The 15156-nt window shown below is 71.1% G+C and carries 11 protein-coding genes and 1 pseudogene; 1 reads left to right on the top strand and 11 read right to left on the bottom strand.

Going from position 1 to position 15156, the window contains the following annotated elements; all coding sequences use genetic code 11:
- Window positions 1–152 precede the first annotated feature (152 nt).
- On the top strand, window positions 153–305 hold the full coding sequence (locus tag ACV7NM_RS19385; RefSeq protein ID WP_463411444.1) for a hypothetical protein: 153 nt from the start codon (window positions 153–155) through the stop codon (window positions 303–305).
- Window positions 306–502: 197 nt separating this feature from the next.
- Here ACV7NM_RS19385 and ACV7NM_RS19390 read toward each other — a convergent pair whose 3' ends face one another.
- The 11 genes and pseudogenes from ACV7NM_RS19390 to eccD all read right to left on the bottom strand — a co-directional run bounded on the left by ACV7NM_RS19390 (window position 503) and on the right by eccD (window position 15002).
- Entirely contained in the window at window positions 503–1354 is an 852-nt protein-coding gene (locus tag ACV7NM_RS19390; protein WP_463411445.1) for an immunity 49 family protein, read from the bottom strand.
- Window positions 1355–1430: 76 nt separating this feature from the next.
- Window positions 1431–1811: pseudogene (locus ACV7NM_RS19395) on the bottom strand (immunity 49 family protein); the annotation flags it as partial.
- A 320-nt stretch (window positions 1812–2131) separates the two neighbouring features.
- Window positions 2132–2905, bottom strand: coding sequence for a hypothetical protein (locus ACV7NM_RS19400; RefSeq protein ID WP_463411446.1), 774 nt, complete (start codon window positions 2903–2905; stop codon window positions 2132–2134).
- Window positions 2902–5370 carry a hypothetical protein gene (locus ACV7NM_RS19405; protein WP_463411447.1) on the bottom strand — a complete coding sequence of 823 codons (2469 nt, stop codon included), beginning with the start codon at window positions 5368–5370 and terminating at the stop codon, window positions 2902–2904. The genes ACV7NM_RS19400 and ACV7NM_RS19405 overlap by 4 nt, the downstream gene beginning before the upstream one ends.
- Complete coding sequence (locus ACV7NM_RS19410) at window positions 5367–5807, bottom strand: DUF6507 family protein (protein WP_136213609.1); 441 nt, start codon at window positions 5805–5807, stop codon at window positions 5367–5369. Before ACV7NM_RS19410 ends, ACV7NM_RS19405 begins: the two co-directional genes overlap by 4 nt.
- Window positions 5808–5840: 33 nt before the next feature.
- The gene (locus tag ACV7NM_RS19415; protein ID WP_136213610.1) at window positions 5841–6152 is read right to left on the bottom strand and encodes a pore-forming ESAT-6 family protein; all 312 of its coding nucleotides are present in this window, start codon (window positions 6150–6152) and stop codon (window positions 5841–5843) included.
- 63 nt (window positions 6153–6215) lie between these two features.
- Window positions 6216–6548 carry a hypothetical protein gene (locus ACV7NM_RS19420; RefSeq protein ID WP_463410678.1) on the bottom strand — a complete coding sequence of 111 codons (333 nt, stop codon included), beginning with the start codon at window positions 6546–6548 and terminating at the stop codon, window positions 6216–6218.
- Between the two features lie 118 nt (window positions 6549–6666).
- On the bottom strand, window positions 6667–8085 hold the full coding sequence (locus tag ACV7NM_RS19425; protein WP_463411448.1) for a DUF6177 family protein: 1419 nt from the start codon (window positions 8083–8085) through the stop codon (window positions 6667–6669).
- 81 nt (window positions 8086–8166) lie between these two features.
- Window positions 8167–12141 (bottom strand): type VII secretion protein EccCa, encoded by a 3975-nt coding sequence (eccCa, locus tag ACV7NM_RS19430; RefSeq protein ID WP_463411449.1) that lies wholly within the window; start codon window positions 12139–12141, stop codon window positions 8167–8169.
- 58 nt (window positions 12142–12199) lie between these two features.
- On the bottom strand, window positions 12200–13582 hold the full coding sequence (locus ACV7NM_RS19435; protein WP_463411450.1) for a MinD/ParA family ATP-binding protein: 1383 nt from the start codon (window positions 13580–13582) through the stop codon (window positions 12200–12202).
- Window positions 13583–13646: 64 nt separating this feature from the next.
- Window positions 13647–15002, bottom strand: coding sequence for a type VII secretion integral membrane protein EccD (eccD, locus tag ACV7NM_RS19440; RefSeq protein ID WP_463411451.1), 1356 nt, complete (start codon window positions 15000–15002; stop codon window positions 13647–13649).
- Window positions 15003–15156: the final 154 nt, after the last annotated feature.

Here is a 15156-nt window from a genome sequence, read left to right on the forward strand (position 1 = left end):
ATTGTCTCCGCGTCGAGGATGCGGGCGGCTTCGGGGGCGCTGGGGTCCCGCGCGCACCAAGTGCTCGCGGAGGTTCTCACGGCGCAGCCAGAAGCTCTGCAGGTCTCCAACCCACGCGTACACGTACTCGTCCATCACACCGCCGCAGCGCGGTGGCCGCGAACACCGCGGAGTGCACCTGCATCGCCGGCATCCAGGACTCCCAGGTCTCCGGCATGACCGCGCCGGGGTCGCCGATGCACCGGACGCGCGCCACGTTCGGGGACGTCATCACCGCGCCCATCCTGGCGCTGTGCGATGCCTAGATGGATGCCGGCGACCGGGACAGAGACTTTTCCATGAGCAGTGACACCGGCACCAAGGCCGGCATGTCGACGCGGGCGGTCTCCCGGCAGACCAGGGCGAGGTAGAAGGTCTGGACTCAGGTACCGGCATTCAGGTGGAACTGCGGCCCGCTAGTCGCGAGTTCCCGGCCCTGGATCCCCGTCGTTCGGTGAGCCACTTACGTGGGGAATTCGCCGCACCAGTTGCGGCCCAGGATGGTGGCGGGCAGGTAGTCGGACTCGACCTCGATGGGCATGCCGGCGTCGTGGGCGAGGCAAGCCATGGCGAGCGGCGCGAGCGCGACCAGGCCCGGAATGGTGGTGTCCCGGCCCTCCTCGCTCCAGTACTCCTTGTGCCACTGAAGGGCAGCCGCGAGGGCCTTGTTGAAGCCTTCGTTGTCGTTGCGGACGATGCGGTGGAACATTTCCATCGGCGGGTACAGCAGCTTGCTCACTGCCTCCGGGTCGGTGACGGCTGCCGGATCCGTGCCGTCGACCGCGGCTACCAGCTTCCGGCCGAGCTCCGGGCCGCCGAGCCAGTAGGTCTGGAGGGTATCGATCCAGGCGAAGTGGAATTCGTCGAAGCGTGAACCGTTCTCGCGGAGCAGGGACAGCGGCACCTGGCACAGGGCCGTGATCCTGTCCCGCTCCCGGCATGCCACGGCGAGGTAGAAGGCGGTCAGCCAGGTGTTCGGGTGTAGGTACCACTGGGGGCCGGTAGTTTGCAGCGTCCGGTCCTTGTGCGCGATGCGGCACTGCACGTGCTCCCCGCCATTGGTGGCGGCGGCGAAGGCAGCCGAGCTCACCTGCATCGCGTTCACCCAGGCATCCCAGGTCGGGTAGATCGAGCCCTTGGGGTCCATCAGGCAGTGGGCCTTGGCCAGCATGAGCGTGGTGTCCAGGGCTTCGCCCAGACCCGTGGAACCGCCCTCCAGGCCGTCGATCCGCCCTTCGGCACTCTCCTGGAGAACGGCGACTCCCGCTTCCGCGTTCCCCGTGCGGAAGGGATGGCGGGAAATGATCGCGACCAACGAACTGCTCCTCCGTGGCTCGACGTGCGTGGGGACGGCCCTGGTGCGACCAGGACCGACGGGTGTGGTCCGCCCATCAGATGGGGAACTCGCCGAGCCACCCACGGGTAAGCAGGTGGTGCGGGAGGAACTCGATTCGACCCAGGTGCCCGTACCTCTGCAACGTGTCGACCCAGTGTCGGACGAACTCGTCGAACCCGCCGCCATGGAGGCGGCCGAGGGGGAAGCGGACCAGTTCGGTGATACGCGCCTGATCCCGGCACACCACGGCGAGCCAGAACGTGGTCGTCCACGTCCCGAGGTCGGTGAGGCCCCGATCCTCGCCCGCGGCCGGTAGCGTTCGCATCCGACGGTTGATCCGGCACTCCACGGCCGGCTCGGTCACGGAAGCCGTGGCGAAGATGGCGGACCCCACCTGAAGGGCGCCCACCACCGCTTCCCAGGGCTCCAGCTTCGCCGCACGGGGATCGACGGTGAAACGTGCTCCGAGATGGAGGAGCGCTCTTCCGTCTCGGCGGCAACGTCGGGGGCGTCTGAACCTCGGATTCGACGTGTTCTGCCACGTCGAAGAAGGGCCAGGCTTCCTCGGCCCCGCACGCCCGGGCCCACAGCGCCGAGCGGCGCAGGAACTCGCACATCAGCAGCGCCCGCGAGTGTTCCCGCCCAAAGCAGAGGTTTCGTCACTCCAGCCAACCGCCCGCAGCCTGTCCAGCACGGTAGGGGGAAAATGGCAGGCCAAAGTCATGATGCGATCGAAAGCCCCTCTTGCGGGTGGTATCAAGCATTGTGCTGGGCGGAGTCGCGCATGGCTGTCTCGAGAAGCCGGGCCGCCTGGCTGTCGTCGATCCGAGTGGCTCCGGATTCGGCAACCTCCGAGGCGGACAACCTGCTCGTGGGCTCCCACCGCAAGAGCCTGCCGAATTCCTCCATCTTCTCCACATTATCCGGCAGTTGGCGACGCCTCAGGATGACTCCTGGGCTGTCGGACATGGAGTAGAACGTGACCCGCCCCTCGGCGTCCAGTGCGTCCAAGACGCCTTTATCGAGCGCGACGACTGGTGTACCGCTCAGGTTGTCCCGCAAGGTCCCGGTACGGAACCTCACGCCCGTCAGATCGAGCGCGCCGGCATTGTCCCTCATGAAGTCGCCGCCCCGCTCGTACAAAAGCACCAGCGGCTCGTAGAGGTCGGGAAGCTCTCCGGACACGGTCGCCGGGCGCTGCGCCCGGAGCTCCGCCACGCGTACGGCGCCGGCGCATGTGGCCTCGACGATTCCGTTCAGCCGGGTGCTCAAGAAGGCGCCCAGCTCCCGGTCCAGGTCCGGCGAAAGCCGGAACTCCGGGTCGATGTACTCCGTCACGTCGAAGAACGGCCATGCGCTCTCGGCCGAGTAAGCCTCGGCCCACAGAGCGGCTCGCCGCAGATACTCCCGCATCAGCAACCGCCGCGACATCACGTGCCGGAAGGCATCGTCCCAGTCGCAGTCCCACTCCACCGTGCGGAGCCTCTCCAGCATGGCGGTCGATACCCCGTCGTCTCGGCCCTCGGTCACTTGAGCTCAATTCCTTTCGAACGCAGCTCCTGCTTGAGAGCCGACACCACTTCATCGATGTTCGTGAGGTTGGTAGCCACCTCAACATGCGCCACGTCCATGCCCAAACTACGCCAATGCCCGAACCCGCCCCTGCCTTCGTTCAGTGAGAGTTCATGGGCGCCTGCATCGGCGGCACTCCGCGGCCACGTATGATAATACTCAAGTCGTCCACCATCGTTGGTGAAGGTGTCCCAAGCATCCGGGTAATCGCGGAGATAGGGAATCCCTGCCTCGATGAGCGCGTTCTCGACATATTCGTGGGCAATGTAGCGCTCGAACTTCACCACTTCCGCCGGCTCCAGGCTCCGATGGCTTGCGGCTTCCCAAATGTCGGCGATGTCATTCCGTGGCGTGAAATACGCCTTGCGCGCGACACCCGGGCGCTCCAGCACGATATGTTCGGTGAGGAAGAAATGACTCCTGACCCGATCCAGCACTTCCGTGCTCACACCGGTGTTCTCGGAGATGGCGGCGATGTCCAGCGATTCCGGGTTGGCCCGCACGCGGTCGTAAAAATCCGCCGCCACGACATCCTCGGGTGCAGGCTCCTCGACGTATCGGGCGCCGTCAGGCCGGGCCTCGGAACCGCCCTCCAGCAACGGTTGCTCAGGGCCGTCTCCGAGTACGTCCGTGCCGCTGTTGCGGTGGCCACCTGTAGCGGTGTCCGGGTGGGACCCGCCGCCGGGGCCCTCTCCGTGGCCTCCGCTCCCCGTGTCCGAGTGGCTCCCGTGGGACGGGCCGTCCGGGTGGCCGCCGGTTGGGGTGGTGTCGTGGGAGTGGGGGGTGTTGTCGCCTGCGCCGCCGGGAGTGTCGTGGCTGTTGCGTGGCATGCCGTCCGGGGCGTGGCCGCCGGGGGTGTGGTTGCCGGTGTGGGCGGCGTTGTCGGCCGCGTGGACCGGGTCGGACATGTCGGAGCCGAGGCGGATGGCGTTGTCGGCGTTGTGGGCGCCGACGCCCACCAGGACGGGGGCCTCCACCTTCGGGGCGTGGGCCGTGGTCGGGCCGGTATCGACCTTGGCGTCCTCGGCGCGCTGGAAGAGGCTGCCGTCCTTCTTGTAGAGGTTGCCGTCCGCGTCCATGTATTTTGCGGGGCTGTCGTCGAAGGGCAGCTTGACGGTGCCCGGGGGCAGGGTCGCGGTGCCCTCGGGGAGTTTGATGGTGTCGTCGGGGAGCTTGATCGCGCCCTCGGGGATCGCGGTGCCGGACGGGAGGTGAATCGTTCCGTCAGGCAGCATCGTCGAGCCGTCGGGCAGGGCGAACGCGCCCTCGGAGATCTTCGGTATCTCGATCTTGCCGATGCCCTTGAGGCCGGCCATCACATCGCCGATCTTCGACAGGCCGGCGCCCGCGCCCTTGAACACGTACGTCATCGGGTCGATGGCCCGTCCGGCCTTGCCCGCGAAGGACAGTGCCTTCGCCGCGATGCCCGCCTTACCGGCGCCCGAGGCCGCCGCGCCGGCGCCGTCGGTGAAGATGGCGGTGACCACGTTGAAGGTGACCGCGCCGGCCGCCCGCGAGGGGTTCTCGCTCCATTGGTCCCACGCCAGCATGGCCTTGCCCGTCTCCTTCATCGCCGTACGCGAATCACGGAGCCAGGACGGGAGGTACTTGCCGGGCATCGCCATGTACACCGAACCGACGCCCGGGATGATGGCGATGGACACACCGGTGGCCAGCTTCGCCAGGCCCGTCCACGCCTGCTTCGTGGCGTCCCAACCGTCGAAGCCGACCAGTGTGCCCAGGCCCTTGATGGTGCCCCACACGCCGTCGACGATGACGCCCTTGCCGAAGTCGTAGGCGTGCTCCCACACCTGCCACCACGGCACCGACTCCTCGACCGCGTCACCCCACGGCAGCGACTTGGAGTGCTTGAGCGCCTCCGCGTCATAGCCGTACATGTTCGCGCCGTGCGAGCCGTCGTCGACCTTCAGCGGCGTCCCGCACACCAACGCCACGATCTTGTCGTACGCGGTGCGCTCCGCCGCCTGGAACTGCGACCATACCTCCGCGATCTTGTTACGCCGGTCGAGGTTCTCGTCGACCAGGTCGCCGTCCTCGTTCCACTTGTGGTCGCCGGAGACCTTCGACTTGAACGAAGCCGCCTCGATCTTCAAATCGTCGAGTTGCTTGACGAGCGGACGGATCTCGTTCGCGTACGAACCGAGCGCGCCCGCGATGGTGCACATGTCGCCGCTGAAGGACATCGTGATGTCCGCGACCGGCTTCGTCACGGCGAAGAGCTGCTCGGCCTCGGGCGCCTTGTAGTACGCCGACAGGCCACCGAACGTGGTGTGCACCGACGAGCCGGCGTTCGCCAGCGCCCCGCCGTCCCCCGACAGCGCCTTCACCTTCTCGTCCAGCACCGCCAGTTCACCGGTGAACACCGGCACCTCGGCCGGATTGACGGGATCGTTGTTGCTCACTTGCCACCCCCCGTGGCGTCCCGCAGCTCGTCCAACCGCACGTTCTTCGCCGCGTCCTGGGCGTGCTTGGCCGCGTCCAAGTCACCCTCGATGTACTCGTTCGTCGCCTTCGCCGCACCCAGCACCGCGGCCTGGATCCGGTCGACCATCGCCTTCACGTCCGGCTGGCGCTTCTCCAGGTACTGCGACAACGCCGCACCCACCGGACCCATCGTCCCCCGGTGCGCCAACGGCACCTGCCCCGTCGCCACCGGACCCTGCCGCGCCGCGTTCGGCACCGTCGCCGCCGAGCCGGGCACCGCCGTACCCGCCGCGTACGCGGCCTCCGACATGTGCCCCATCAACGCGTTCAGCGCCTTCTCCAGATCACCCGCCCGCTCACCGGTGAGCTTCAACTGCGACTGCACACCCTGCGGCTTGATGTCCCACGACGTCATGCTTCCCCCGTAAAACCGTCCGGCCCGACCGACTCAGCCGATGTTGTCGACCGCGGCCTTCGCCCGCGCGATCGTCTGCGCCGCCGTCGCGTCGTTCTTCTCCAACGTCGACTTCAACAACCGGATGATGTTCTTCACCTCTTGCGACGCGTTCTTCCACCGCAGTTCCTTGCCGTGGTACTCGTCCGCCACGCCATCCGCCGCGAAGTCCGACATCGCCGCCTTCACCTGCGCGTCACGCGCCGCGATCACCTGCTCCAACTGCCCGATCACGACCTGGATGTTGCCCTGCGCCTCGGTCGACGCCCCCGTGTCATACGAACGACGGTCCGTGCCACCGGCCATCACACATCACACTCCCCGTGTGGTTGAAAAGACTTACGACCCTCAGCGATCAGCGATCAGCGATCAACGGCCGGCGAAACGCGCCGCGTCGAAGTTCGCCGCCGACATCTGCTGCCGCGCGTTGTCACCCTGCTCGTGGTCACCGGTGCCGAAGGCCTGCTCCATCCCCGACTGACCACCCAAGATCGCCGACAGCGCGGCGTTCAGCTCCTTCGTGATCCCGTCCGAGTGCTCCTTGAACGAGTCGAACGCGACCTTGCCCTGACCGTTGAACTTGCCCTCCAACGGATGCGCCGCCGCGATCAACTGCCGGATCAACGTCCCCAGATCCGTACTCGACGTCCGCGACCCCGACATCAGGCTCGTCAGGACCTGCGTCCCCATGTCGAACTTCATCCCACACCCCCGTCACGATAGAACGACCATCAGTATGGTCAATTCTCTCAATCCACGTCGCTCTTGCAACCGGCAATCTGCCGGTTGTGACCAAAGCCGAACATCTCAACGGGGCCCGTCAAGCGCCCTTCAGATGCCGCATCAGCAGCTCGAAGTCCTGCCAGCCCGCCAGGTCCGACGGGTCCCCGGGCAGCGGGTAGTACAGCGCGGGCCGGGTCTTGGGGCCCAGCGGCACGGGTCGTTCGGCCAAGGGCGTGTTACGGGCGCGGTCGCCGGGCATGGCGCGGACCTCCTCCGCCCCGAGGACGAAGGCCACCGGCACGCCCGGCCCCTCGAAGCGGGGCGGAACCGCCAGGTCGCGCCGGGCTTTGCGGAGCTGTACGAGCATCGACTGGAGGTGGTGGCGGGTGGCGAGCACCTCCGCGGCCCTGGTCAGGGCATCCAAGGGGGGTTCCTCGCCGGCGCCGTAGCCGAACGCGAGGGTGACCTCCTCCTCGACGCCCGCTTTCGTGCGGCGCACCCGTACGGTGGCGAGGCCGGGGCGCTCGGGGCCGCCGACCACCACGAACCAGGTCGGCTCCGGGGCCCGCGCGTAGGCGACGTCGGTGAGGCGGGCCGGCGACCACGGCAGGTTCGCCGGCTCGGCCGTGCCCCATCCGGCCGGCGGCCCGCCCGTCAGCTCCCGCCACACCGCCTCCAGGGCTCCCCCCAGGACGAGCCGGTCGTCGGCGGGGTGGACCGTGCGGAAGGTGACGGCCAGCTGTCGCTCCGCGGTCTCCGCGGCCTCCCGGAACGCGGCGGCCACGGGGGTGCGCGGGTCCTCGGGCGTCGCGTCGAGCGCCTCGACCGGGGCGAAGAGGCCGCCCTGCCAGCGCAGGACGGCTCCGGTGAGGCCGTCGTAGTAGCCGTCCCGCTCGTCCTGCACCACCCAGCGCGAGGGCCAGCCGCTCAGGTTCTCCCGGACGGCGGGGGAGAGGGTGGTGCCCGGCGGGGTGACGATCTGCAGGCCCAGTTCGGCTTCGGCGGCGGCCCGGAAGGCCTCCGAGAGCCATGCGGTCATGGCCACCACGGGGCGGTCCTGGATGACGACCGCCACCCGGTCGGTGAGCACGTCGACGGCGGCCTGCGCGGCGGCCGGCTCCGGCGCCACGCTCACTCCCTCGGTCCGCACCACGGCCAGCGAACGCCCCGGCTCGCGCGGCCAGGAGGAGCCGCCGGCCAGGGCGGCCAGTCGGGCCGCGAAGGTACCCGCGAGCCGGGCGGCGTCCGCGACGCCGGTGGTCGCGCGGGCCTCCGTCCACCAGAACGGGACCGGCGGCGCGGTGGCCCCCAGCAGCCGCTCGGCCTCGCCCTCGACCTGGACGAGCAGCGGCGCCTCGATGGAGACGAGCGGGCGGCCCTCCTCGTCGCACAGTTGCACGACGGCCCCCTCGGCCGCCGCGTTCACCAGCTTGTCGGGGCCCCCGGAGAGCAGTCCGGCGAGCACGGTCCACGGGTCGGGCATCCGCTCGGTGAGCGCGACGACGTCCTTCGTCATGTGCTGGTCAGGTCCTTCGGTGGGGAGGCGAGAGGGAGGCGAGGGGCGTACGCGATGAGTGATGAGTGGGTGCGAGGGCGCTCATCCGTGGGTGTACACGGTCTGGATCAGGCGGCTCGACTGGCCCCGGCGGACCAGCACCCCCCGACCGGCGGGCTGCTGGGCGGCGTACACCCCGGGCAACAGCTGGCCCTCGCTGCGGTCGCCCGCCATGACCAGGGCGGAGGCCCCCGACTCGCGCAGCCCCTGCACCAGGGGCTCGTACATGCCGCGCGAGGCGCCGGCGACCCGGCGGGTGAGGACGAAGTGCAGGCCGATGTCGGCGGCCGAGGGCACGTACGGCAGGAACGGCGCCAGCGGCGACTGTCCGGCGGTGGTCAGCACGTCGTAGTCGTCGACGAGTACGACGATCCGCGGCCCGCCGCCCCAACTGCCCGGCTCCAGCTCCTCCAAGGGCATGCTGTCGTCGGGCATCCGCCGCTCCAGCTCGGTGGCGATGCCGGCCGAAAGCCCCGCGCACAGCTTGGCGTTGTACGCGTACCCGCCGTTGAACTCCTCCGGGACCACCCCGCGCAGGCCGCGCCGGGGGTCCATGATGGCGAAGACCAGCTCCTCCTCGCCGTAGCGTTCGATGAGCCCGCCGGCGATGGTCTTGAGCAGGTTGGTCTTCCCGCACTCGCTGTCGCCCAGGACCAACAGGTGCTGGTCGTGGCGGAACAGGTCGATCAGGACCGGCGCCAACGCCGTCTGGTCCAAGCCGATCGGCACCCGCTTCGGCTCCGCCGCCGGGCCGGGCAGCAGGTGCGGCTCCAGGACGTGCGGCAGCACCCGTACCGGCTGGGCGGTCTCCCCGCTCCAGGTGGCGCGCACCGTACGGGCCGTGCGCTCCAGCACCGAACCCAGCTGCGAGGCGTCGGTGAGCCCGTCCGTCCGGGGCAGCGCGACCTGCGCGAAGAGCTTGCCGTCGGTCAGTACGCGGCCGGGTTCCTCGGGCGAGAGGGTCTCGGCCAGCTTGCGGTCGACGCTGGACTCGCTGGGGTCGTTGAGCCGCAGCTCGACCCGTGTGCCGAAGTTCGACTGGGTGGCGATCCGTACGTCGTTCCAGCGCGACATGCCGGCGACGACGTGGATGCCGTAGCCGCTGCCGCGCTTGAGGATGTCCACGACGGCGTCGTCCAGGCTCTCGAAGTCGTCGCGCAGCGCCCCGAATCCGTCGATGACCAGGATGATCTCGGCGGAGGCGAGCCGCGGCAGCCGGCCCGCCGCGTGCAGGGTGCGCAACTGTTCGACGGAGTCGATGCCGTGCTCGCGGAAGAGGTCCTCGCGGGTCGCGAGCATCGTGCGTACTTCCTCGACGGTCCGCGCCGCCCGCTCGCGGTCCGCCCGGCCCGCGATCCCGCCGACGTGCGGCAGCCCGGCCAGGGCCTGGAGGCCGCCGCCGACGAGGTCCAGACCGTAGACGCCGACCTCCTGCGGGGTGTGGGTCAGCGCGAGCGACAGGACCAGGGTGCGCAGCAGGGTGGTCTTGCCGGACTGCGGTCCGCCGATGACGGCGGCGTGTCCGCCCGCGACGGTGAGGTCGAGGAACCACTCGCCCTGCCACTGCTTCGTCGGGTCGTCGAGCACGCCGAGCGGCACCATCAGCCTGCCCCGCCGCTTGGCGAGCTGCATTCCGCGCGGGCCCACGTCGAGCGGGCCCGCGACGGTGTCCAGCGCGACCGCGCCGGGCAGCGGGGGGAGCCAGATCCGGCGGACCGGCGCCGCGGCCCGCTCCAGTTGGCCGACGACGACGCCCAGCTCGGTCGGACCGGTCTCCCGGCGTCGGGTCGCCTGTTCCTGTGCCTGCGCGTTCTCCGGCTCCGCCAGGGTGTTGAACGCCTCGTACGGCAGGGCGAGTGGCCCCGAATCCCGCTCGTCGGCGCGCTCGACGGGGCCCCGGTAGGCGCCGGAGACGTAGCTGGCCTTGAAGCGCTCGTAGTGGCTGGTGTCCACCTTGAGGTAGCCGAAGCCGGGCAGCGGCGGCAGGTGGAAGGCGTCGGTGGTGTCCAGGACCGTACGGGACTCGTCGGCGGAGAACGTGCGCAGGCCCAGCCGGTAGGAGAGGTAGGTGTCCAGGCCCTTGAGCTTGCCGCCCTCGATGCGCTGGCTGGACAGCAGCAGGTGGACGCCGATGGAGCGGCCGATCCGGCCGATGGACAGGAACAGATCGATGAAGTCGGGTTTGGCGGTGAGGAGTTCGCCGAATTCGTCGATGACCACGAACAGGTGCGGCAGCGGGTCCAGGTCGGGGCGCCGGTCGGTGCGCAGCGCGTTGTAGTCGCCGATGTCGGCGATGTTGCCCGCGTCCTTGAGGACCTGCTGGCGCCGCTTGACCTCGCCCGCGAGCGAGGCGTGGACGCGCTCGACCAGACCGGCCTGGTTCTCCAGGTTGGTGATGACACCGGCGACGTGCGGCAGGCCGGCGAACGGCGCGAAGGTCGCACCGCCCTTGTAGTCGATCAGGACGAGCGCGAGGTCCTCCGGCGGGTGCGTCGCCACCAGCGCGAGGACGAGGGTGCGCAGCAGCTCCGACTTTCCGGAACCGGTGGCGCCGACGCACAGGCCGTGCGGGCCCATGCCCAGCTCGGACGACTCCTTCAGGTCCAGCAGCACCGGCTCGTGGGAGTCGCTGATGCCGATGGGCACGCGCAAGAAGGCCCGCTCGCCGCGGGGCGCCCACAGGCCGTTGACATCGAGTTGGGCCACGTCCTCGATGCCGAGCAGGCCGGCGAAGTCCACGGGGCCCGACAGCGGGGCGTCGATCAGCGACTCGGCGGACAGGCGCAGCGGCGCGAGCATCCGGGCCAGGCCCTCGGCGAAGGCAACCCCGACCTCGTCCACCGTGCCGTGGGCGCTGACCGGTTCCTCGTCGCGCAGGTCCTCGATGAGTACGCGGTCGCCCTCGACGGTGATCCGCACCCCGACGTGGCCGGGCTCCTGGACGCGCTGGTCAAGGAGGTGCAGGACGGTGACGCCCATCTCGCGCAGCCCCACGGCGTCGTCGGGACGCGGAAGTTCGACGGCGTCCTCCCCGTGTCCGTCGGCGACGACGAGCAGCCGGGAGCTCATCGACAGGGCGTCCTTGCCGGACAGTCCCCGGCGCACCTCGGCGGCGTAGGAGGCGCGGCGTCGCAGTTCGGGGCCGAGTAGGCGGGCGAGCTGCGTCGTGGACGGGGCGATCCGGCGTGCGGCGACCGGACCGTCGAGCTGCTCGGTGTCCAGCAGGTGCGGCAGCCACTTGGCCCACTCCCAGTCCGCGAGCCGGTCACCGGGCACCGCCAGCGCGATGGCCACGTCGTCCGGGGCGTGGGTGGCGGCGGCCTGCACCATCAGCGCGCGGGCGACGCGCAGGCCGTCCTCGCGCGGGCCGATCACGGTGACGTTGCCGACCCGGTCCAGCGGGACGGTCAGCGGGAGTTCGGTGCCGGTGCGGAAGCGGGCGGTCAGCGCCGAGGCCTCGTTGAGCATGAAGCGGTCGGGCGGGGTGAGGACGGTGGAACCCTGATCGGCGATCCGCAGTTCGCGGACCGGCATCTCGCCGGTCCCGACGCGCACGCGCAGGAAGTCCCCGTCGACGCGGCGGCGTTCCCACAGCCGGGCCGGGTCGCGCACGATGTCGTACAGGGCGCTCGGCGGCGGGTTGAGCACGCCCGCGTGCTCGGCCCGCTCGCGCTCCTCGGCGGCGAGCTCCTCCCGCAGGTCCTCCAGGTAGGCGAGGTACGCCTCCCGCTGGGTGCGGCGGGTGCGCTGGGCCTTGCCGCGCTGCGAGAAGACGAGGCCGACCGAGCCGACGACGGTGACGACGAGGATGAGGGCGCCGAGCGCCGCGAACTGGCTGTTGCGGACGACCGTCATCATCACGACCGACGACATCACGCCGGCCACGGGCAGCAGCGACATCGCGATGTTGCCCGCCTTGCCCTCGGGGAGGTTGGGCGGCGCCTCGATGGTGCGGGCCTCGGAGGCGGCCGGGGGCCTGACCGTCCTGGCGGGGCGGTGGATCAGTCGCGTGCTCATCTTCGTCGTCCGTCGTCCGTCGTCGTCGTGGTCGTCCGTGGTCGTCCGTGGTCGTCCGTCAGTGGCGCTTCTGGGAGAGCTGGAACGCGTCCGCGGCGATCCGGGTGGCGGCCGTCCTCGTGGCCCGGGCGAGCAGATCGGTACGGATCGGGCCGCCGTCCGCCAGGTGGCGGTCGTGCGGCAGTACGTGGACGCTCGCCCCGGTGGTGCGCAGCGTGCGCACCGCCTCGTCCACGTCGATGCCCGCCTGCGGGGCCTGCTCCGTCAAGGCGACGACCGTGCCGGCCATCACGTACGGGGGCAGGCCCTGCATCCACTGGAGCACCGCGTACGTGCTGGCGACGCCGTCGAGGGTCGCGGGGGTGGTCAGGACCCGGGCCTGGGAGGCGGAGAGCGCGACGCGGGCGACCTCGGCGGGCAGCGTCTCGCAGTCGACGACCGTCACGCCGAAGTAGCGGCGCAGCGCGACCATGGCCCGTTCGTAGGACCGGGTGTCGAGCATGGCGCCGATCTGGCCCTGACTGCCCGGCAACAGCCAGGCGTTGTCGCGGAGCTGGACGAGGTAGCCGGTGACGTCGAGCAGCGACATCTGGGGCTCGATGATGTCGGCGACGTCACCGGTGGTCCAGCGCAGGGATTCGGCGCCGAGCCGGATGGGCAGCGAGCCGAGGGCCGGGTCGGCCTCGACGAGGAGCACCGGGTCCTGGCGGTAGTGCGCGAACGTCGTTCCCAGCAGGGCGGCGACCGTGGACTTGCCCGCGCCGCCGCGGATGGAGGTGACGGCGATCTGGCGGCCGGTGGTCACCGGCTGCTGGAGCAGCTCGGCGGTGCCGGAGGCTTCGGCGACCTCGCGGGCGACGGATGACGAAACGGTTCGCCAGAGCGCGCCGGCGGCACGGGCCAGGAAGGGTTCACCGTTACGGGGCTTGCGGCGCGCGCCGACCAGGCCGGGGTCGACCGCGGGACGGGAGTCGAGGGCGCGCGCCGGGCGGACCCCGGCGTCGGCGGGGTGACCCTGCGGAGGCTGCGGGGCCCGGTGTTGCGGGGCGGGCTGTTGCGGGGTCAGGGCCTGCGGGACGGGCGGCTGGGCGGCCGGCGGCTGCCCGCCCGGGACCTGCGGGGGCGGGGCGTACGGTGCCGGAGCCTGGGCGGGCGGCGTCGGGGCGGGCGGCGTCGGGCTGGGCGGGGCCTGGTACGGGTACCCGTACGCGCCGTCCCCGGCGCCCGTGACGGGCTGCTGGTGGGGGCCGGCCGCGGGCACCGGCCGCGCGGGGTCCCGGCCGTCGGGCGACGGCAACTCCCCGCCTGGCCCCGGCCCCCGGGCCGCGGTCGCGCCCTGTGGGTCGGGCCCGACCGGCCCCTGCCCCTCGGACAGCGGCTGCCCCCCGGCGCCCCTCAGGTCGCGCAGGACGTCGCCCTGCCAGTTGTCTCCGCTCGGCATCCCTGCCCCTACCCCTCTTGTACCGACGACCTGCCGCCCCGCCCGGAGCCGCCTGCGAGTTGACTCAGAACTTGTCGAGCAGCTGCCCGTAGATGCCGAACACCCCGACGGCCAACGGGAACAGCCCCACCACGCCGACGGATTCGACGAAGTCGGCCGTGCGCCGCAGCCGCACCTGCACGTGCTCGGGCGGCTGTACGGCGAGCCCGAGCAGCGGCAGCAGCGCGGCCACGCACAACGTGACCAGCGCCCCGGTACCGCCGCCGTGACCGATCCACAGCAGCACGAGGCGCACGAGGAGGACGGCCGCCGCGGCGAGCAGCGCCACCACCTCCGCGACCAGCGGGAACGCCCGCGCCCGCGACAGCAGAACCACGGCGACGAGCGACGGCAGCACCACGGTCCACACGTTCGGCTCCGCGGCCAGCGTGAGCAGCCAGCCCGCGGCGGCGGCCGAGACGGCGGTCGCGATCGTCGCGAGGGCGAGGCCGCGGTGCGTGGCGGCGAGGGCGTTGCCCACCTGGTGGCGGCTGACGGAGGCGCCGCCGGAGCGCGTGTCGTCCAGCGCCGTCAGACCCGACGCCATCAGCGCGAGCCGCGGCAGCATCCCGAGCAGCATCACCGAGAACAGGGCCATGACCGTACCGAGGCGCGCGGGCTCGCCCTGGACGGCGGCGACCGCCTCCCACACGAGCGTGATCCCGGCGACCGCCCCGGCGCCGATGAGTCCGCCGCGCCCGAGCGGCGAGAAGTAGCCGAGCATGACCAGCGTCACGACCAGCGCCCCCGCGACGGCGGCGAGCCGCAGGACCCACGCCCAGTGGTGGGCGTCGGCGGCTGTCCACGCCGTCAGCCCGCCGAGTCCCCCGGAGGCGAAGAGCAGCGCGGTGGCCAGGCCCCGGTTGCCCTGCCCGAGCCGTGCGCCGAGCGCGCCCGCGGCGAGCAGGACGAGCGTGACGACCAGCAGGGCGCCGGCCAGGGTGTCGAGGGCGACCTCGCGCCGGGCGAGCAGGGCGGCGGTCATCGTGAAGAGGACCGTCGCGACACCCGCACTGCCCCGCCGGGCGGCGGGACGCCAGCGCCAGGCCCGCAGGTCGAGGTCGTCGGCCACCAGGTCGGTCACGTCGTGGACGACGGGGGCGGGCGGCGCCGAGTGGATCCTGACGAGGCGCAGGACGGCGCCGTCGGCTATGCCGGCCGAGGCCAGCGTGCTGTCCTGCGGGAGCGCCGAGCCGTCCGAGGTCAGCAACTGGCGCGTCATCGGCCGCGAGGCGGCCCGGTCGTCGAGCAACTGGAGTATGTCCGGGAGCAACTGCCCGATCGGCGTATCGGAGGGCAGGACCATGTCGGCCCGGCGCCGCTCGCCGACCAGGGTCACCCGGGACAGCTGTGCTCGGGAAGTCGTTGCTGTGCTCACCACTTGCAGGAACCTACCATCGCGGTGTCGCGGGCCTTCGGGGACGAGATCTCGGCGAGGTGCCGGTGGGATGTCTACGAGTGGGATGCCTGAGAGCCGCCGGGCGGCGGCGACTTCGACACCGGCGCGGACGGCGCCTTGGACGGCTTCGGGGATT

It is taken from the genome of Streptomyces sp. Tek67B01, assembly GCF_055231995.1.